Source organism: Streptomyces diastaticus subsp. diastaticus (genome assembly GCF_011170125.1).
GTDB lineage: Bacteria > Actinomycetota > Actinomycetes > Streptomycetales > Streptomycetaceae > Streptomyces > Streptomyces diastaticus.
This window is the reverse complement of record NZ_BLLN01000005.1, coordinates 1704266-1721521: the sequence shown is the minus strand read 5'-3', so window position 1 is coordinate 1721521 and position 17256 is coordinate 1704266. Positions and strand designations below refer to the sequence as shown.

Here is a 17256-nt window from a genome sequence, read left to right as displayed (position 1 = left end):
CTACCAGCAGGTACGCTCATCGCGATATGAGCAGCGAGAACTCCCCCCAGAACCCGGCCCTCCCCGAGCCCGGTACCGAACCCCGCAAGCCGCGCGTCGCCGTCGTCTTCGGCGGGCGCAGCTCCGAGCACGGCATCTCCGTGGTCACCGGCGGCGCCGTCCTGGGCTCCATCGACCGCTCCCGGTACGACGTCCTGCCCATCGGCATCACCACCGAGGGCGGCTGGGTGCTCACCGCCGACGAGCCCGCGCGGATGGCGATCACCGAGCGCACCGTCCCCGACGTCGCGGGCCTCGCCGAGCCCGGCGAGGGCACCGTCGTCCTCCCCGTCGCCCCCGGGAGCCGCGAGGTCGTCTACAGCGAGCCGGGCTCGGTGCCGAAGGTCCTCGGCGACGTCGACGTCGTCTTCCCCGTCCTGCACGGCCCCTACGGCGAGGACGGCACGTTCCAGGGCCTCCTGGAACTGGCCGGCATCCCCTACGTCGGCTCCGGGGTGCTCGCCTCCGCCGTCGGCCAGGACAAGGAGTACATGAAGCGGGTCTTCGCCTCCTTCGGGTTGCCGGTCGGCCCGTACCTGGTGATCCGCCCCCGCGAGTGGGCCGCCGGCGAGGCCGCCGCCCGGACCCGCATCACCGACTTCGCCGGTGAGCACGGCTGGCCGCTCTTCGTGAAGCCCGCCCGCGGCGGCTCCTCCGTCGGCATCACCAAGGTCGACGGCCCCGCGGACCTCGACGCGGCCCTCGCCGAGGCCCGCCGCCACGATCCGAAGATCCTCGTCGAATCGCTGCTGCGCGGCCGGGAGATCGAGTGCGGCGTCCTGGAGTTCGAGGACGGGCCGCGCGCCAGCGTGCCCGCCGAGATCCCCCCGGTGCAGAGCCACGACTTCTACGACTTCGAGGCCAAGTACATCGACTCGGCACCGGGCCTGGTCCCCGCCCCGCTCACGGAGGAGCAGACCGCCGAGGTCCAGCGCCTGGCGGTGGAAGCCTTCGAGGCCGCGTCCTGCGAGGGACTGGTGCGCGCCGACTTCTTCCTCACCGAGGACGGCGGCTTCGTCATCAACGAGATCAACACCATGCCGGGCTTCACGCCCATCTCCATGTACCCGCGCATGTGGCAGGAGTCCGGCGTCGACTACCCGGCCCTCGTCGACCAGCTCGTGCAGGCGGCACTGCGCCGCTCCACCGGGCTGCGCTGAGTCCGCGCCGGCTCACCGGGCGCGTGGCCGGGACCGCCCCGCCCCGCAGGGGCGCTCCGGTTCCGTGCGGCGCCGTCCGGTCAGTCGGCGATGCCCTCCGGAATCGCCTCGCCGATCGCGGGGGCGAGGTCGCTGAGCGGTGCCAGTCCCCTCGGCGCGTGCTCGGCGGGCAGGGCGACTTCCACGTACGCCCGGCGCAGCGTGGTGGTGAAGCGGAACGATCCGTCGTGCTCCTGCTCCAGGAGCCAGCCGATGCCGTCGGCCTCCACGCCCTCGGCGTCCGGGTCGTCCATCGCCTCGGGCCGGGGTACGCCGCAGCGCAGTATGATCGCCGGGCTGCCCCACCCCGCGGTCAGTTCCGACTCAGGTCGCGGGTCGTCCCGTTCCAGACCGGCGACGTGCTGCGGAAGCCGGTCGTCCAGGGCCTGGCAGAGCGCGGTGGCCGCGCCGGCCGGCTCGGGAACCGCCGCAGCCGGCCGGCCGTCCCCGGAGGAACAGCCGGCAGCGGCGGCCAGCACCAGCACGGCGGCGGCAGACCGGAGGGACCGGCGACGGGTGAGGTTCACCGGGCCAGCGTAGACGGGGGCTACAGATGCACGACCGGGCAGGTCAGGGTGCGGGTGATCCCGTCCACCTGCTGGACCCTGGCGACCACCATGCGGCCCAGTTCGTCCATGGTGTCGGCCTGCGCCCGCACGATCACGTCATAGGGACCGGTCACATCCTCCGCCTGGATCACTCCAGGGATACTGCCGATGAACTCGGCGACGGCCGAAGCCTTTCCGACCTCGGTCTGAATCAGTACATACGCCTGTACCACGGAACCTCCAGGGCGGCCACGAGGATCATGTGGGGGAAAGGGTCGTCACGTTATCGCGTCCGTGCCCGCCGCGGGGAGTGCCGCGCGAGCCGACGCGCGCGCCGTCCGGCTAGCGGGGCACGGGCGTTGACGTGTGCGTCGACGGTACCGACCCCAGCCCCGTCCCGCGACCGCAAACGGAACGTGGCGCACGGGGGACGCGGGGGCGCCGGCACCGCAGCGCCGCCCGGTGCGCGCAGGTCCGCCGGGACCGGGGACGATGGGGGAGCGGGGCGGTGCCGGGGTGCCGGCGCCGCACGGACGGTTCGGTACGTGACCGGTCTCGGCCGGCACTTGATGCGAGAGGTGGGCGCACGGTGAAAGGCACTGTGGGCGAGCTGGGGGAGTTCGGGCTCATCAGGGAGCTCACGTCCCGGCTCACCATGACTCCGGCGGTACGGATCGGCCCCGGCGACGACGCCGCCGTGGTGACCGCGCCGGACCGGCGGGTCGTGGCGAGCACGGACATCCTCCTGGAGGGCCGGCACTTCCGCCGCGACTGGTCCACCGCCTACGACGTGGGACGCAAGGCCGCCGCGCAGAACCTCGCCGACATCGCCGCGATGGGCGCCGTGCCCACCGCGATCCTGCTCGGCCTCGTCGTACCCGCCGAACTCCCCGCGGCCTGGCCCGCGGAGCTGATGGACGGGTTGCGCGACGAGTGCCAGGTCGCCGGCGCCGCCGTGGTCGGGGGCGACGTCGTACGCGGCGACACCGTCATAGTCTCCATCACGGCCCTCGGCGACCTGCGCAACCACGAGCCCGTCACCCGTGCCGGGGCGCAGCCCGGGGACGTCGTGGCGGTCACCGGGTGGCTGGGCTGGTCCGCCGCCGGGTACGCCGTGCTGTCCCGCGGCTTCCGCTCGCCCCGCGCCTTCGTCGAGGCCCACCGCCGCCCCGAGCCGCCGTACCACGCCGGACCCGCGGCGGCCGGGCTCGGTGCCACCGCCATGACCGATGTGAGCGACGGTCTGATCGCCGACCTCGGCCACATCGCCGAGGCGAGCAAGGTCCGGATCGACGTGGCCTCCGGGAAGGTCGACATCCCGAGCCAGATGAACGACATCGGCCAGGCCGTCGGCGTCGACCCGCTCCAGTGGGTCCTCACCGGCGGCGAGGACCACGCCATCGTCGCGACCTTTCCCTCCGACGTGAAACTCCCCGCCCGCTGGAAGGTCATCGGCGAGGTCCTCCATCCGTCCGCCCTGCCCCGTGTCACCGTCGACGGGGCACCGTGGACCCACAAGGGAGGCTGGGACCACTTCGGGGACGCGGGGGCGGGGGGCGGGGAGATCGAGGGCTGAGCGGCGAGGTGTGAGAGGCGAGCGGCGAGCGGCGAGCGGCGAGCGGCGAGGCCGTGGGTGGCGTCGGCGGGGACTGCGGTGACGGGGCGGGGGTGGCCGGGGCGCCGCCCCGGCGGGACGCCGACGGGGCGGCGACGGATCGCGGAGGGGGCGGCGACGGATCGCGGGCGGGGCGGCGCCGGGTCGCCGACGGGGCTGGGCTGGCGCGTCGGGTACGGGGTGACGGCGCGGCGTGGGGCTTACGTGTAGGGGGTGGCGGGGCGGCGTGGGTGTGACGGGAGCGTCGTGGGTGTAGGGGGCTGCGGAGCGGCGTTGCCCTTACCGACGGGGCGGTGCGGGGGAGCCGCCGTGCTGGGCGGCTCGCGGCGGCGGGGCGCGGGCGACACGGCGGCGGGGCGACACGGCGGCTGGTGGCCTTGCCGGGCATCGCGCCGCGGGCACCGCCGCGGAAGGGGCCGTGCCGCTTCGCCTCTCCCGCGCAGCCCCCGCAACCATGGCGCCCCCTGCCCCGGCACCCGCAGCGTTCGAACACCCCGCTAGATTCGCCCTCATGGACATACCGTCGCGCCCATGCCGGGTGCTCACCGTCGCCGGTTCCGACTCCGGTGGCGGCGCGGGCATCCAGGCGGACCTGAAGACGATGCTCGCCCTCGGCGTGCACGGCATGAGCGTGCTCACCGCCGTGACCGCCCAGAACTCGCTCGGCGTGCAGGGGGTCTGGGAACTCCCGGACGAGGCGGTCCGAACCCAGTACCGCAGCGTCGTCGACGACATCGGCGTCCAGGCGGTCAAGACGGGGATGCTCTCCTCCGCGACCCTCGTGGCCACCGTCGCCGAACTCCTCGCGGACACCGACGCCCCCGCGGTGGTCGACCCCGTGGGCGTCTCCAAGCACGGGGATTCCCTGCTCGCCGAGTCCGCACTCGACGCCGTACGCCACCGGCTGATGCCGGTGGCCACCGTCGCCACCCCCAACCTGGACGAGGTCGCCCAGCTCACCGGCGTCCAGGTCCGCGACGAGGCGGGCATGACGCGGGCCGCGGAGGCTGTGCTGGCCCTCGGGCCCGCGTGGGCGCTGATCAAGGGCGGCCACCTGCCCGGTGACGCGGTCGACCTGCTCACCGACGGCACCGAGACTCACTGGTACCGCGCCCCCCGCCTCGACAACCGGCACACCCACGGCACCGGCTGCACCCTCGCCAGCGCCCTCGCCTCCCACCTCGCCCTCGGCCACCCGGTCCCGGAGGCGGTCGGCCTGGCCAAGGAGTACCTGACCGGCGCCATCGAGGCCGGCTTCGCGCTGGGCGCGGGGATCGGGCCGGTGGATCACGGCTGGCGGATCGGTGGGGGCGCGAACGCGGGGGAGAAGGGAAGCGTGAGCACGGGGAAGTAGGTCCCCGCGCGGGGAGGGGCGGGGGCCGACGCGAGGGCCCGCACCGTGGCGCGCCCCGTACGGGACGTCACGTCGCGCGCGACCTGCGGTTCCGGCGGGGCGCGGCGCGACGGGGCGCGCCCCGCACAGGCGATTCCCCGGAGGCGCACTGGGCCTCGGGCGTCCGCAGGGAGGGGCTGCCCGATCGCCGTAGGGCCTACGCGCCCATGAACCCGGGTGCCCTCCAGTCCCGGGCCCTCCCCGGGACTCGGGGTCTCGGGTGCCAACCAGACCCGTCCGCTCGCGAGCCCGGGCGCCCATGAGGCCGAGCGTCATCCCCCCGGCGCAGCGCCTCACCCAGGCGCCGGTCCGGCCTCTCGATCTGGCAAGCGGCGGTTCAGCCCGGTGCGAGCCCCGCGCTCGGACAGGCAAAAGGCCGGTCCATCCGAAGATGAACCGGCCTTAGAGCAGCAAGCCTGGTGGCCGCGCCAGTGCGAGACGTCCGCGCGAGAACCGGGTTGCCCCCGCTCGGAGCGGGGACACCGCTCGCGATTAGCGCGAGACCTTGCCGGCCTTGATGCACGAGGTGCAGACGTTGAGCCGCTTCGGCGTCCGCCCGACCACGGCACGCACGCGCTGGATGTTGGGGTTCCAGCGACGCGACGTACGGCGGTGCGAGTGCGAAATGTTGTTGCCGAAGCTCGGCCCCTTGCCACAGACGTCGCAGTTGGCAGCCACGGGTCACTCCAAAGACTTCAGATGCACTTACAGTGAAATCCCGGCATGCCGGGATCAGTAACTGATTGGCGCTGCCAGGGGGAAAAGCCCGATTCTCATCGGGCAACTGGAGCAGCATACAACGGCCGCTCCTGCCCGACGAAACTACCACGGGTGGCGGAGCCCCCGCCCCCGCCCACCGATGCCGCCGGGGTCTACGCTGCGGGCAGTCCAGCCGCACGAGGAGGCGCAGGTGCCCGAGCCGGAAGGGGAGCCCGAGGGCGCCCCACCCCCCGCCCCGCATCCGCGCCCCCCGCACCGCAGAGGCGCCCCTCTGGACGCCCCGGCCGTCCGCCGCTGGTGCGCCTTGGCCCTCGACGCCCTGGGGCGCGCCCGTGAGGACATCGACGCCATCAACGTCTACCCGGTGGCCGACGGCGACACCGGCACCAACCTCTATCTGACCGTCGAGTCCGCCGCGCAGGCGGTCGAGGCCGTCTTCGCCGCCCACGAGACCGGTGCCACCGTGCCCGCCCTGCCCGACGCGGTACGCGCGATGGCCCACGGGGCGCTCATCGGGGCGCGCGGCAACTCCGGCACGATCCTCGCGCAACTGCTGCGCGGGATGGCCCAGGTGCTCACCGCGCCGCGTGAGGAGGCTCACGCGGCGTACGCCGACGGCCCGCTCCTCGCCGAGGCCCTGCGCCGGGCGGCGGACTCCGCCTACGGAGCCGTGGCCCACCCTGTCGAAGGCACCGTCCTGACCGTCGCCACCGCCGCCGCCGACGGAGCACACTCCGCTGTCCGGGCGGGCGCCGCGGACTGCGCCGCCGTCGCGCGCGCCGCGCACACCGCCGCGCTCGCCGCTCTCGGTGAGACGCCCCGGCACCTCGCGGTCCTCGCCCGCGCGGGCGTCGTCGACGCGGGGGGCCGCGGCTTCGTCACCGTCCTCCACACCCTGGTCGAAGCCCTCACCGGTGAGCCCCCGGCCCGCCCAGCGCCGCGCCCGGCAGGGGTCCTCCCCACGGCGCCGTGCGCCTCTCAGCCGTCCGCCCCGTCCGCCCCGTCCGCCGAGGGAGCGGGCGAGGGGGACCCCGGTGGTCCGGCGTACGAGGTGATCTATCTCCTGGACGCCGACGACGCCGCCGTCGCCCGGCTGCGGCGGCGGCTCGACGCGCTCGGGGACTCGCTCGTGGTGGTCGGCGGGGACGGGCTGTGGAACGTCCACGTCCATGTCGACGACGCCGGCGCCGCCGTGGAGGCCGGCATCGAGGCGGGCCGTCCGCACCGCGTCCGGATCACGCACTTCGGAGCCGCGCCCGCCCCGCGCCCCGACACCGCGCAGCCGCCCCGTGCACGCGCCCCGCGCGCCGTCGTCGCGGTCGTCCCCGGCGAGGGGCTCGCCGAGCTGTACGCGCAGAGCGGCGCGACCGCCGTGCACGCCCGGGCCGGAGAACCACCCGCCAGCGGCGAACTGGCCGAGGCGATCCGCCGGGCCCACGCCCACGAGGTCGTCCTGCTCCCCAACGACCCCGAGCTGCGGCACACCGCGGCCGCCGCCGCCGAGCAGGCCCGTGGCGACGGCATCCGCGTCGCGCTCATCCCGACGCGTTCCGCGGTGCAGGGCATCGCGGCGCTCGCCGTCCACGAGAGCGGCCGCCGCTTCGACGAGGACGTGGTCGCCATGACCTCCGCCGCCGGTACCACCCGGCACGGGGAGATCGCCGTCGCCGAACGCCAGTCCTGGACCACCGCCGGCGTCTGCCAGGCGGGCGACGTGCTCGGCCTGGTCGACGGCGACGTGGCCGTGATCGGCACCGACCTCGCCGACACCGCGCGCACCGTCCTGGACCGGATGCTCTCGGCCGGCGGCGAGATGGTCACCCTCGTCCTCGACGACGAGGTGCCCGAGCGCGTGGCCGGCCTGCTGGAACGCCACGTACGCACCCGGCACCTCGCCGTGGACACCGTCGTGTACCGGGGCGGACGGCAGGGGTCCCCGATGCTCATCGGGGTGGAGTGAGGGGCCCGGAACACACGCGCGTACCCGCCGCCAGGTCCGGCCAGGGCGCCGGTTGTCAGCCTCGTGGTGTGCAATGGACCACGTGCCCGCGCTCGATGAGAACCTGAAGAAAGTAGTCGGCCCGCCCACCGCGAAGGTGATGGCCGACCACCTCGGCCTGCACACCGTCGGGGACCTCCTCCACCACTACCCGCGCCGCTACGCCGAGCGCGGGGAGCTGTCCGCCCTCGCCGACCTCCCGCTGGACGAGCACGTCACGGTGGTCGCCCAGGTCTCCGACGCCCGCGTGCACACCTTCAACGCGGGGCGCGGCAAGCGGCTGGAGGTCACCATCACCGACGGCAGCGGCTTGCTGCGCCTCGTCTTCTTCGGCCGGGGCGTCCACAAGCCGCACCAGGACCTCCAGCCGGGCACCCGCGCGATGTTCGCGGGCAAGGTCTCCGTCTTCAACCACCGCCTCCAGCTCGCCCACCCCGCCTACCAGCTGCTGCGCGGTGACGGCGCGGAGGATGTGGCGTCCTGGGCCGGCGCCCTCATCCCGCTCTACCCGGCCACCGCCAAACTGGAGTCCTGGAAGATCGCCAAGGCGGTCGACGCCGTCCTCCCGAGCGCCGACGAGGCCCTCGACCCGCTCCCCGGCGCGCTCCGCGAAGGCCGCGGCCTCGTCCCGCTCCCCGAGGCCCTGCGCAAGATCCACCGCCCGCAGAGCCAGGCCGACGTCGCCCAGGCCCGGGCCCGCCTCAAATGGGACGAGGCGTTCGTCCTCCAGGTCGCCCTCGCCCGCCGCCGGCACGCCGAGGGCCAGCTCACCGCCGTTCCCCGGCGGCCCGCCCCCGACGGGCTGCTCACCGCCTTCGACGCCCGGCTCCCCTTCACCCTCACCGACGGCCAGCAGAAGGTCTCCCGCGAGATCTTCGACGACCTCGCCACCGACCACCCCATGCACCGCCTGCTCCAGGGCGAGGTCGGCTCCGGCAAGACGATGGTGGCGCTGCGCGCGATGCTCGCCGTCGTCGACTCCGGCGGCCAGGCGGCGATGCTCGCCCCCACCGAGGTCCTCGCCCAGCAGCACCACCGCTCCATCACCGAGATGATGGGCGACCTCGCCGACGGCGGCACCCTCGGCGCCGCCGAGCACGCCACCAAGGTCGTCCTGCTCACCGGCTCCATGACGGCCGCCGCCCGCCGCAAGGCCCTGCTCGACCTGGCCACCGGCGAGGCCGGCATCGTCATCGGCACCCACGCCCTCATCGAGGACACCGTCCAGTTCCACGAACTCGGCCTGGTCGTCGTGGACGAGCAGCACCGCTTCGGCGTCGAGCAGCGCGACGCCCTGCGCGCCAAGGGCCACACCAGGGAGGAGGCACGCACCCCGCACCTCCTCGTCATGACCGCCACGCCCATCCCGCGCACCGTCGCCATGACCGTCTTCGGCGACCTGGAGACCTCCGTCCTGGACCAGCTCCCCGCCGGCCGCTCCCCGATCTCCACCCACGTCGTCCCCGCCCAGGACAAGCCCCACTTCCTCGCCCGCGCCTGGGAGCGGGTCCGCGAGGAGGCCGAGAACGGCCACCAGGCATACGTCGTCTGCCCGCGCATCGGGGACGAGGAGGAGGGCGGCACGAAGAGCACGAAGAAGAAGGCCGCCGACGACGGCGACCGCAGGCCGCCGCTGGCCGTTCTCGACGTGGCCGAGCAGCTCGCCGCCGGGCCGCTGGCCGGGCTGCGGACCGAGGTGCTGCACGGCCGCATGGCCCCCGACGACAAGGACGAGGTGATGCGCCGCTTCGCCGCCGGCGAGGTCGACGTCCTGGTCGCCACCACCGTCATCGAGGTCGGGGTCAACGTACCCAACGCCACCGCCATGGTGATCATGGACGCCGACCGCTTCGGCGTCTCCCAGCTCCACCAGCTCCGCGGCCGCGTCGGGCGCGGCTCCGCCCCCGGCCTGTGCCTCCTGGTCACCGACATGCCCGAGGCCGCGCCGGCCCGCGCCCGCCTCGGCGCCGTCGCCGCCACCCTCGACGGCTTCGAACTCTCCCGCATCGACCTCGAGCAGCGCCGTGAGGGAGACGTCCTCGGCCAGGCCCAGTCCGGGGTCCGCTCCTCGCTGCGGATGCTCGCCGTCATCGAGGACGAGGAGATCATCGCCGAGGCGCGTGAGGAGGCCACCCGCACCGTCGCCGAGGACCCGGGCCTCACCGGCCTGCCCGCCCTGCGCACCGCCCTCGACGCCCTGCTCGACGAGGAGCGCGAGCAGTACCTCGACAAGGGCTGACCCGGACGGGCGAGCGGCCGTGCCGGGGGCGGCCGTACGCCGACGGGTGCGCCCGGGCCCGTACGCCATATCGTGGACCTGGCCGCACTCCCAGCCCCGAAGGACTCAGATGACCCGCGTGATCGCCGGCACCGCCGGCGGACGCCGCCTCGCCGTACCGCCGGGCACCGGCACCCGCCCCACCTCGGACCGGGCCCGTGAGGGCCTCTTCTCCACCTGGCAGTCGCTGCACGGCGGGCCGCTCGACGGGACCCGGGTCCTCGACCTCTACGGCGGCTCCGGCGCCGTCGGTCTCGAAGCGCTCTCCCGGGGCGCCGCTCACGCCCTGATCGTGGAGGCCGACGCCCGCGCCGTGCGCACCATCCGCGACAACGTCCGCACCCTGGGCCTGCCCGGCGCCGAGGTGCGCGCCGCGAAGGCAGGACAGGCCGTCGCGGGCCCGCCGCCCGGCGCCCCCTACGACCTGGTCTTCCTCGACCCGCCGTACGCCGTCACCGATGAGGAACTCCGGGAGATCCTGCTCACACTGCGCACCGGCGGCTGGCTCGCCGATGAGGCGCTCGTCACGGTGGAACGCGCCACCAGAGGGGGAGAATTCGGGTGGCCGGACGGATTTCACCCTGAGCGGGCCCGCCGCTACGGCGAGGGCACGTTTTGGTACGGTCGCGCCGCCTCTACGTGCGAAGACGCACGATGACCGGACCCGGGAGCGAGGGACTTCAGTTGCGCCGTGCCGTCTGTCCAGGGTCGTTCGACCCCATCACCAACGGACACCTCGACATCATTGCCCGTGCCTCCAGGCTCTACGACGTGGTCCACGTGGCCGTCATGATCAACCAGTCCAAGAAAGGGCTGTTCGAGATCGACGAGCGGATCAGCCTGATCCACGAGGTCACCGCCGAGTTCGGCAACGTCCAGGTCGAGTCGTTCCACGGCCTGCTCGTCGACTTCTGCAAGGAGCGCGACATCCCCGCCATCGTCAAGGGGCTGCGCGCCGTCAGCGACTTCGACTACGAACTCCAGATGGCCCAGATGAACATCGGCCTCTCCGGTGTCGAGACGCTCTTCGTCCCCACCAACCCCACCTACAGCTTCCTCTCCTCCAGTCTCGTCAAGGAGGTCGCGGCCTGGGGCGGCGACGTCTCCCACCTGGTCCCGGAGCCCGTCCTGACCGCCCTCGGCGACCGCCTCGGGAAGAAGTGAGCCCCGCCCGCCGGGCGTGAGCGGGAGCTGACGCCGCCTCACCCGGTGTCCGCCGGGCGCCCGGCGGCCGTACAGTCGGTGCGTCCGACTTCCCAACCAGGCACAGAGAGTGGCGAGCACCCGGTGGACGTCCAGAAGAAGCTTGACGAGATCGTCGACACGGTCGGCAACGCCCGGTCCATGCCCATGTCGGCCTCCTGCGTGATCAACCGCGCCGAGCTGCTCGCCCTGCTCGAAGAGGTCCGCGAGGCACTGCCCGGCTCCCTCGCGCAGGCCCAGGAGCTGATCGGCGACCGGGAGCAGATGGTCGAGCAGGCCCGCCAGGAGGCCGAGCGGATCATCCAGTCCGCCCACGCCGAACGCGGCAACCTGGTCTCCGGCACCGCCGTCGCCCAGCGCTCCCAGGACGAGGCGGACCGCATCCTCGCCGAGGCCCGCCAGGAGGCCGAGGAGATCCGCGCCCAGGCCGACGACTACGTCGACTCCAAGCTCGCCAACTTCGAGGTGGTCCTCACCAAGACGATCGGCTCGGTGGGCCGCGGCCGCGAGAAGCTCCTCGGCGCCCCGGAGCCCGACGCGGGCCACGAGGACCCGGACTACGCCGACGCACCCGAGCGCAGCCACGATCCCGAGACGCTGCGCCGCCGCGCCGACGACTACGTCAGCGCCAAGCTCGGTGCCTTCGAGGCCGTCCTCGGCAAGACCCTGGAAGCGGTCGGACGCGGCCGTCAGAAGCTGCACGGGCGGATCGCCACCGACGAACTCGCCGCCCTCGGGGAACTCGGCGACGAGGCCGCCCAGGCCGCCACCAGCGACGCCGACTACCTCGCGGGCCTCGCCGACCCCACCGCCCCGCCCGCGACCCCGCCGGCCCCCGCAGCCCCGCCGCGGGAGCCGTACGCCGACCAGCTCCCACCGGCCGGACAGGACCCGTACGGGTACGGCGCCCCCGCCCAGCAGGACGCGTACGCCTACCAGCAGCAGGGCTACGGCCAGCAGCAGCCCGGTCCGTACGGCTACCAGGAACAGCAGCAGCCCGACCCGTACGGCTACGGCGGGCAGGGCCACCCGCAGCAGGGGTACGCGCAGCAGGGCTACCCGGGCGCCGGGGGCTACGACGCGAACGGGTACCCCGTCCCCCCGGTACCGCAGGAGCGACCAGCCACGGCGCTCGACGAGACCAGCCTCTTCGACACGAGCATGATCAGCGCCGAGGAGCTGCGCCGCTACGAACAGGGGCGCTGACGGGCCGCCGGGCCGCCGGGTGCGGGGCCGCGTCGGCCCGAATTGGGAGACAGCGGCCCGGTCCAGTATCCTGGCTCCTCGGTCGTGTCTGTCCACGGCCCCCGGCGGAGCACCCGCGGGGGAGCCGGCGGACTCCCCGGCGGCGGACCGGGCCAGGTGGCCCGCGGGCCGTCCTCCGGAGGCATCCGGCAGGACCGCATCCCCCTTGATCTCGTGAACCGGAAGAAGGTAAAGCTCTGAACACGCGCCTCGACCACCGCAACCCCCTCGTGTTCGACACGCATGAGCTGGGGCGGCGTCCGGGTGCCATGCAGCAGCTGAACCGCACGGTGCAGGCACCGGGCTCCCCCGAGTTCGGAATCGAAGACGTCATCGGCGTGCCCGAGGGCTCGCCGGTGGAGATCGACCTCCGCCTTGAATCGGTCATGGAAGGGGTCCTCGTCACGGGGACCGCCCGTGCCGCCGCCAAGGGGGAGTGCGTAAGGTGTCTGGAGCCGCTCGGGCTGGAGCTCGAAGCGGACTTCCAGGAGATGTTCTCGTACCCTGACGCCGCCGACCGGGGCCGCACCGCGGAGCCCGGCGACGACGCCGAGGACGACGAGGACGTCATCCCGCTCGAGGACGGCATGTTCGACCTCGAGCCGGTGCTGCGTGACGCGGTAGTGCTCGCACTGCCCATGCAGCCGGTGTGTCAGGACGACTGTCCGGGCCTGTGCTCCCAGTGCGGGGCGCGGCTCGCGGACGATCCGGACCACCATCACGACGCCACCGACATTCGTTGGGCGGCATTGCAGGGACTCGCCGGGACCATCCAGGCAGGCGAGAAGGACGATCTGAGCGGCGCCGCCCCCGGTGTCGACGAGAAGCAGGAGAAGTAGCCGTGGCTGTTCCGAAGCGGAAGATGTCGCGCAGCAACACGCGCCACCGCCGGTCGCAGTGGAAGGCTGCGGTCCCCACCCTGGTTGCGTGCGAGCGCTGCCACGAGCCGAAGCAGCAGCACATCGCGTGCCCGAGCTGCGGCACCTACAACAAGCGCCAGGTCCTCGAGGTCTGAGCGGCTGGTGAGAGGCCCGATGTCTGAACTGTCCAACGCCAAGAAGGCGGACACCACGGCCTCGTCCCACACGCTTCTGGAAGGGCGGCTCGGGTACCACCTCGAGTCCGCCCTTCTGGTGCGTGCGCTGACCCACCGGTCGTACGCGTACGAGAACGGCGGCCTGCCCACCAACGAGCGGCTGGAGTTCCTCGGGGACTCCGTGCTCGGTCTGGTGGTCACCGACACGCTCTACCGCACCCACCCCGACCTGCCGGAGGGCCAGCTGGCCAAGCTCCGGGCGGCGGTGGTCAACTCGCGTGCGCTGGCCGAGGTCAGCCGCGGCCTCGAACTCGGCTCCTTCATCCGCCTCGGCAGGGGCGAAGAGGGCACCGGAGGCCGGGACAAGGCATCCATCCTCGCCGACACCCTGGAAGCGGTGATCGGCGCCGTCTATCTCGACCAGGGCCTCGAGGCGGCGGGAGAGCTGGTGCACCGGCTCTTCGACCCGCTCATCGAGAAGTCCTCCAGCCTGGGCGCCGGCCTCGACTGGAAGACCAGCCTCCAGGAGCTGACCGCGACCGAGGGGCTCGGTGTACCCGAGTACCTGGTCACGGAGACCGGCCCCGACCACGAGAAGACCTTCACTGCTGCCGCCCGCGTCGGAGGCGTCTCGTACGGCACCGGCACCGGCCGCAGCAAGAAAGAGGCGGAGCAGCAGGCCGCCGAGTCCGCCTGGCGCGCCATCCGCGCTGCGGCGGACGAGCGCGCCAAGAAGGAGGCGGAAGCTCCGGCTCCGCCCTCCGACGCGGCCTCGGCCTGACCCGCCCGCAACCGCCGGCCGTCCCCACCCGGGGCGGCCGGCGGCCTGCTGTCCCGGTGCGCCCGTCCGGCGCGCACCACCACGAGGGGAAGAAGCGCACGTGCCCGAGCTGCCCGAGGTGGAAGTCGTCCGGCGCGGACTGGAACGGTGGATCACCGGGCGCTCCGTCGCCTCCACCGACGTCCTGCACCCCCGCGCGGTCCGCCGCCACCTGGCCGGCGGCGAGGACTTCGCCCGCCGCCTCACCGGCCTGCGCCTCGCCGCGCCGCTGCGCCGCGGCAAGTACCTCTGGCTCCCCGTGGACGACGCGCCCTTCGCGATCCTCGCCCACCTCGGGATGAGCGGCCAGCTCCTCGTCCAGCCGGGCGAGAGCCCCGACGAGAAGCACCTGCGGGTACGACTGCGCTTCGCCGACGACCTCGGTACCGAACTCCGCTTCGTCGACCAGCGCACCTTCGGCGGTCTGTCCCTCCACGACACCGGCCCCGACGGGCTGCCCGACGTCATCGCGCACATCGCCCGCGACCCGCTCGACCCGCTGTTCGACGAGGACGCCTTCCACCAGGCGCTGCGCCGCCGCCGCACCACCGTCAAACGGGCCCTGCTCGACCAGTCCCTGATCAGCGGCGTCGGCAACATCTACGCCGACGAGGCACTCTGGCGCAGCCGCCTCCACCACGACCGGCCCACCGCCACCCTCACCCGGCCCCGTTCGGCGGAGCTGCTGGCCCACGTCCGCGCCGTCATGACCGCGGCCCTCGACGTGGGAGGCACCAGCTTCGACAGCCTCTACGTCAACGTCAACGGCGAGTCCGGCTACTTCGACCGCTCGCTGGACGCCTACGGCCGCGAGGGCGAACCCTGCGCCCGCTGCGGCACCCCGATCCGCCGCAGGCCCTGGATGAACCGTTCCAGCTACTTCTGCCCGCGCTGCCAGCGGCCCCCGCGGACGACGGGCTGACGCGCCCCGCACACGCGACGGCGACGGCCCCGCCCCCCCCAGGGCGGGGCCGTCGCCGTCGCGCGTCAGCGGCCGAGCGCCGTCAGAAGCCGAAGTTCTGCGTCCACCACGGGCCGCCCTCGGCGAAGTGCACGCCGACGCCCAGGGTCTTGTAGTCGCAGTTGAGTATGTTCGCGCGGTGGCCGGGGCTGTTCATCCAGGAGTCCATGACGGACTGGGCGTTGGCCTGGCCGCGGGCGATGTTCTCGCCGCCCAGGCCGGTCACTCCCGCCTGCTCCGCGCGGTCCCAGGGGGAGTCGCCGTCGGGGTCGGTGTGGTCGAAGAAGCCACGCGCCGCCATGTCCTTGCTGAACGCGGTCGCCAACGCCGCCAGCTCGGCGTCGGCCCGGACCGGGGCGCACCCCGCCTTGGCCCGCTCCTGGTTGACCAGTGACAGCACGGCGGCGGCCGCGGAGGAATCGGCGGGCGTCGAGGGTGTGGCTGACGGCCGCGACGGGGCGGGCGCCCGTGTCGTACGCGAGGGGGACGGCGCGGGCGCGCTCTCCGGTGCGCCGGACGCCTCGGGGGCCTTCGAGGACGGCTTGTCCTCGGCGTCGGTGTTCTCGGTGGCGTCCGGGCTCGCGGACTTCTTCCCGTCGGCCTTGTCCTCCTTCGCGCCGGCGGGGGAGGAGGGACCGGCGCCCGGCCCGGCCGAGCGGTCGGCGCCGCGGCTCGCGCCGTCGCCGGAGCGGCCGTCCGCGCCGCCGTTCGTCTCCAGGTCACTGGGGCCGTCCGCGGCCTCCACCCGGCCCGAGGGGCCCTCGCCGGTCACCGCGTACCGGTCGCCGCCGCCCGGCAGCAGGCCCGTGGCCACGGCCACGGCGCCCATCGCGACGGCCGCCGACACGCCGAGCAGGCCGGTGCGCACCGGCACGGCACCCCGCTTGGGGCGGCGGTGCGAGCGGCTCTCCGGGGGCGCGGCCGGCTCCGGGTGGGCGTACCCGGCGGCGTGCGGCCGGGTGGCCTGGTCCGGCCGGTCGGCACGTGCGGTGTTGCCGGTGGACGCGCCGTGGGCGGCGCGGCGGTGGCGTCCCATGTACTGAGCCTTCCTTGGCCGGACGGTGAAGCGTTCCCTGCACGATGTTCACCCGATCGGGTGAGGATCGTTGCGTCGGGACTGTAGCCCAAGACGGGTGAGGGCGAGATGCTCCTCGGCCAATCGGCCGGTTAGCGTGCTGGCATGAACGAAGAAGCGCGGCTGGTGGTCTGGGTCCGGGGACAGGTGCAAGGGGTGGGTTTCCGGTGGTTCACCCGGGCGAAGGCGCTGGAGATCGGCGGGCTGAGTGGTTTCGCTCTCAATCTCGACGACGGGCGGGTCCAGGTCGTCGCCGAGGGCCAGCGCGCCGACTGCCAGAAGCTCCTCGACTGGCTCGGCGAGGGCGACACGCCCGGCCGGGTCGACGGGGTCACTGAGATCTGGGACACGCCCCGCCGCGGCTACGACTCCTTCGCGATCCGCTGACCGGGGTACGCGCGAAGCCCCCGGGCGACGGCCCGTGGCGGGCGCGTCCGGCGCCGCGTCCGGCCTTCGAGGCGGCCATGACCTGGTGGTTGCCAAGAACGCGCGGCCGTGCGAGGCTGCCCCGACGAGGTTGATCACCACGCCCGCCGGGCTCCGCAGAATCGGCCGCGCCGCCGCATGGCCGCGCCTGGACCGCCGGAGCTCCGTCGATACGGGCTGTGATCGTGTTGACCGTCAAACATTTTGGTGAGACTCTGGAATACCCGCGCCCCACAGATGTTTGGCATGTGAGAGCCAACGAAAATCCAGCATTGCCAGGCACCGCGGGTGCGATGCCCTCACGACCCACACCGATTCGTTCGGTAACTCAGTGTGGAGGACCATCCATCATGGCAAAGGCGCTTCTCGGTTACGTCGGCGGTTCCGACCCGCGGCTCCTCGCCGAGATGCGACGGCTCCAGCAGCGCGTCCAGGACCTCGAATCCGAGATCGTTCGGATCCAGGCCGAGAACGACGCGCTCGCGGCTGCCGCTTCTCACCACAGCGACGCGCTGCTCGACAGCCTCGACGTCTCCAAGGCGGAGCCTGCGCTCACCTGACCGGCGCCTGCCTCGCGGTGGTCCGCGGGCACGCCGGATTCCGGAGCGGGCAGCAGCCGGACATCATCAGGTACGCAGTCGCCCATTCGTCAGCGAGTACGATCTTCAGTCCCGGAATCCTTCCAGGAACGGCAGGAGA

At 73.6% G+C, this 17256-nt stretch carries 18 protein-coding genes; 14 read left to right on the top strand and 4 right to left on the bottom strand.

Features of this window, described 5'->3' with window-relative positions; translation table 11 throughout:
- The first annotated feature begins 26 nt into the window (after nucleotides 1-26).
- A complete protein-coding gene (locus Sdia_RS24790) occupies nucleotides 27-1199 on the top strand; it encodes a D-alanine--D-alanine ligase family protein (protein ID WP_115068132.1) in 1173 nt (390 codons plus the stop codon).
- A gap of 80 nt (nucleotides 1200-1279) precedes the next feature.
- Here Sdia_RS24790 and Sdia_RS24785 read toward each other — a convergent pair whose 3' ends face one another.
- Together Sdia_RS24785 and Sdia_RS24780 are read right to left on the bottom strand one after the other, a co-directional pair.
- Entirely contained in the window at nucleotides 1280-1765 is a 486-nt protein-coding gene (locus tag Sdia_RS24785; protein ID WP_100457704.1) for a DUF3515 domain-containing protein, read from the bottom strand.
- Between the two features lie 20 nt (nucleotides 1766-1785).
- On the bottom strand, nucleotides 1786-2019 hold the full coding sequence (locus tag Sdia_RS24780) for an Lrp/AsnC family transcriptional regulator (RefSeq protein ID WP_100457703.1): 234 nt from the start codon (nucleotides 2017-2019) through the stop codon (nucleotides 1786-1788).
- Between the two features lie 356 nt (nucleotides 2020-2375).
- Here Sdia_RS24780 and Sdia_RS24775 point away from each other — a divergent pair, with 356 nt between their 5' ends.
- Both Sdia_RS24775 and thiD read left to right on the top strand, forming a co-directional pair.
- Nucleotides 2376-3362, top strand: a complete 987-nt coding sequence (locus Sdia_RS24775; protein ID WP_100457702.1) for a thiamine-phosphate kinase — start codon at nucleotides 2376-2378, stop codon at nucleotides 3360-3362.
- A 550-nt stretch (nucleotides 3363-3912) separates the two neighbouring features.
- Entirely contained in the window at nucleotides 3913-4755 is an 843-nt protein-coding gene (gene thiD, locus Sdia_RS24770; RefSeq protein ID WP_100457701.1) for a bifunctional hydroxymethylpyrimidine kinase/phosphomethylpyrimidine kinase, read from the top strand.
- Between the two features lie 531 nt (nucleotides 4756-5286).
- Here the strand turns inward: thiD and rpmB are convergent.
- Nucleotides 5287-5472 (bottom strand): 50S ribosomal protein L28, encoded by a 186-nt coding sequence (gene rpmB, locus Sdia_RS24765; RefSeq protein WP_003951095.1) that lies wholly within the window; start codon nucleotides 5470-5472, stop codon nucleotides 5287-5289.
- A 232-nt stretch (nucleotides 5473-5704) separates the two neighbouring features.
- On the opposite strand from rpmB, the gene Sdia_RS24760 reads away from it, so the two are divergent.
- The 9 genes from Sdia_RS24760 (at nucleotide 5705) to mutM (ending at nucleotide 15017) form a co-directional block, all read left to right on the top strand.
- Complete coding sequence (locus Sdia_RS24760; protein WP_189500533.1) at nucleotides 5705-7474, top strand: DAK2 domain-containing protein; 1770 nt, start codon at nucleotides 5705-5707, stop codon at nucleotides 7472-7474.
- A gap of 73 nt (nucleotides 7475-7547) precedes the next feature.
- On the top strand, nucleotides 7548-9752 hold the full coding sequence (gene recG, locus Sdia_RS24755; RefSeq protein WP_189500532.1) for an ATP-dependent DNA helicase RecG: 2205 nt from the start codon (nucleotides 7548-7550) through the stop codon (nucleotides 9750-9752).
- Nucleotides 9753-9861: 109 nt separating this feature from the next.
- The gene (gene rsmD / locus Sdia_RS24750) at nucleotides 9862-10449 is read left to right on the top strand and encodes a 16S rRNA (guanine(966)-N(2))-methyltransferase RsmD (RefSeq protein ID WP_100457698.1); all 588 of its coding nucleotides are present in this window, start codon (nucleotides 9862-9864) and stop codon (nucleotides 10447-10449) included.
- Nucleotides 10450-10475: 26 nt separating this feature from the next.
- On the top strand, nucleotides 10476-10955 hold the full coding sequence (coaD, locus tag Sdia_RS24745; protein ID WP_189500538.1) for a pantetheine-phosphate adenylyltransferase: 480 nt from the start codon (nucleotides 10476-10478) through the stop codon (nucleotides 10953-10955).
- Between the two features lie 123 nt (nucleotides 10956-11078).
- Nucleotides 11079-12200: a F0F1 ATP synthase subunit B gene (locus Sdia_RS24740; protein ID WP_189500531.1), complete on the top strand. Its 1122-nt coding sequence runs from the start codon at nucleotides 11079-11081 to the stop codon at nucleotides 12198-12200.
- Nucleotides 12201-12508: 308 nt separating this feature from the next.
- Entirely contained in the window at nucleotides 12509-13078 is a 570-nt protein-coding gene (locus Sdia_RS24735; protein WP_229831602.1) for a YceD family protein, read from the top strand.
- 2 nt (nucleotides 13079-13080) lie between these two features.
- A complete protein-coding gene (gene rpmF, locus Sdia_RS24730) occupies nucleotides 13081-13254 on the top strand; it encodes a 50S ribosomal protein L32 (protein ID WP_003951102.1) in 174 nt (57 codons plus the stop codon).
- Between the two features lie 19 nt (nucleotides 13255-13273).
- Nucleotides 13274-14056 carry a ribonuclease III gene (gene rnc, locus Sdia_RS24725; RefSeq protein WP_100457694.1) on the top strand — a complete coding sequence of 261 codons (783 nt, stop codon included), beginning with the start codon at nucleotides 13274-13276 and terminating at the stop codon, nucleotides 14054-14056.
- 100 nt (nucleotides 14057-14156) lie between these two features.
- A complete protein-coding gene (gene mutM, locus Sdia_RS24720) occupies nucleotides 14157-15017 on the top strand; it encodes a bifunctional DNA-formamidopyrimidine glycosylase/DNA-(apurinic or apyrimidinic site) lyase (RefSeq protein WP_100457693.1) in 861 nt (286 codons plus the stop codon).
- Nucleotides 15018-15099: 82 nt separating this feature from the next.
- Here mutM and Sdia_RS24715 read toward each other — a convergent pair whose 3' ends face one another.
- Nucleotides 15100-16092 (bottom strand): CAP domain-containing protein, encoded by a 993-nt coding sequence (locus Sdia_RS24715; protein ID WP_124288214.1) that lies wholly within the window; start codon nucleotides 16090-16092, stop codon nucleotides 15100-15102.
- A 144-nt stretch (nucleotides 16093-16236) separates the two neighbouring features.
- On the opposite strand from Sdia_RS24715, the gene Sdia_RS24710 reads away from it, so the two are divergent.
- Both Sdia_RS24710 and Sdia_RS24705 read left to right on the top strand, forming a co-directional pair.
- On the top strand, nucleotides 16237-16518 hold the full coding sequence (locus Sdia_RS24710) for an acylphosphatase (protein WP_100457691.1): 282 nt from the start codon (nucleotides 16237-16239) through the stop codon (nucleotides 16516-16518).
- 389 nt (nucleotides 16519-16907) lie between these two features.
- Entirely contained in the window at nucleotides 16908-17117 is a 210-nt protein-coding gene (locus Sdia_RS24705) for a hypothetical protein (RefSeq protein WP_003951107.1), read from the top strand.
- Nucleotides 17118-17256 lie beyond the last annotated feature (139 nt).

Excerpts from the sequence above, each read along its gene's own strand:
- Sdia_RS24790 (WP_115068132.1), top strand. The coding sequence starts at position 27 with ATGAGCAGCGAGAACTCCCCCCAGAACCCGGCCCTCCCCGAGCCCGGT.
- thiD (WP_100457701.1), top strand. The coding sequence starts at position 3,913 with ATGGACATACCGTCGCGCCCATGCCGGGTGCTCACCGTCGCCGGTTCC.
- recG (WP_189500532.1), top strand. The coding sequence starts at position 7,548 with ATGGACCACGTGCCCGCGCTCGATGAGAACCTGAAGAAAGTAGTCGGC.
- rsmD (WP_100457698.1), top strand. The coding sequence starts at position 9,862 with ATGACCCGCGTGATCGCCGGCACCGCCGGCGGACGCCGCCTCGCCGTA.
- Sdia_RS24735 (WP_229831602.1), top strand. The coding sequence starts at position 12,509 with ATGCAGCAGCTGAACCGCACGGTGCAGGCACCGGGCTCCCCCGAGTTC.
- rnc (WP_100457694.1), top strand. The coding sequence starts at position 13,274 with ATGTCTGAACTGTCCAACGCCAAGAAGGCGGACACCACGGCCTCGTCC.
- Sdia_RS24715 (WP_124288214.1), bottom strand. The coding sequence starts at position 16,092 with ATGGGACGCCACCGCCGCGCCGCCCACGGCGCGTCCACCGGCAACACC.
- Sdia_RS24710 (WP_100457691.1), top strand. The coding sequence starts at position 16,237 with ATGAACGAAGAAGCGCGGCTGGTGGTCTGGGTCCGGGGACAGGTGCAA.
- Sdia_RS24705 (WP_003951107.1), top strand. The coding sequence starts at position 16,908 with ATGGCAAAGGCGCTTCTCGGTTACGTCGGCGGTTCCGACCCGCGGCTC.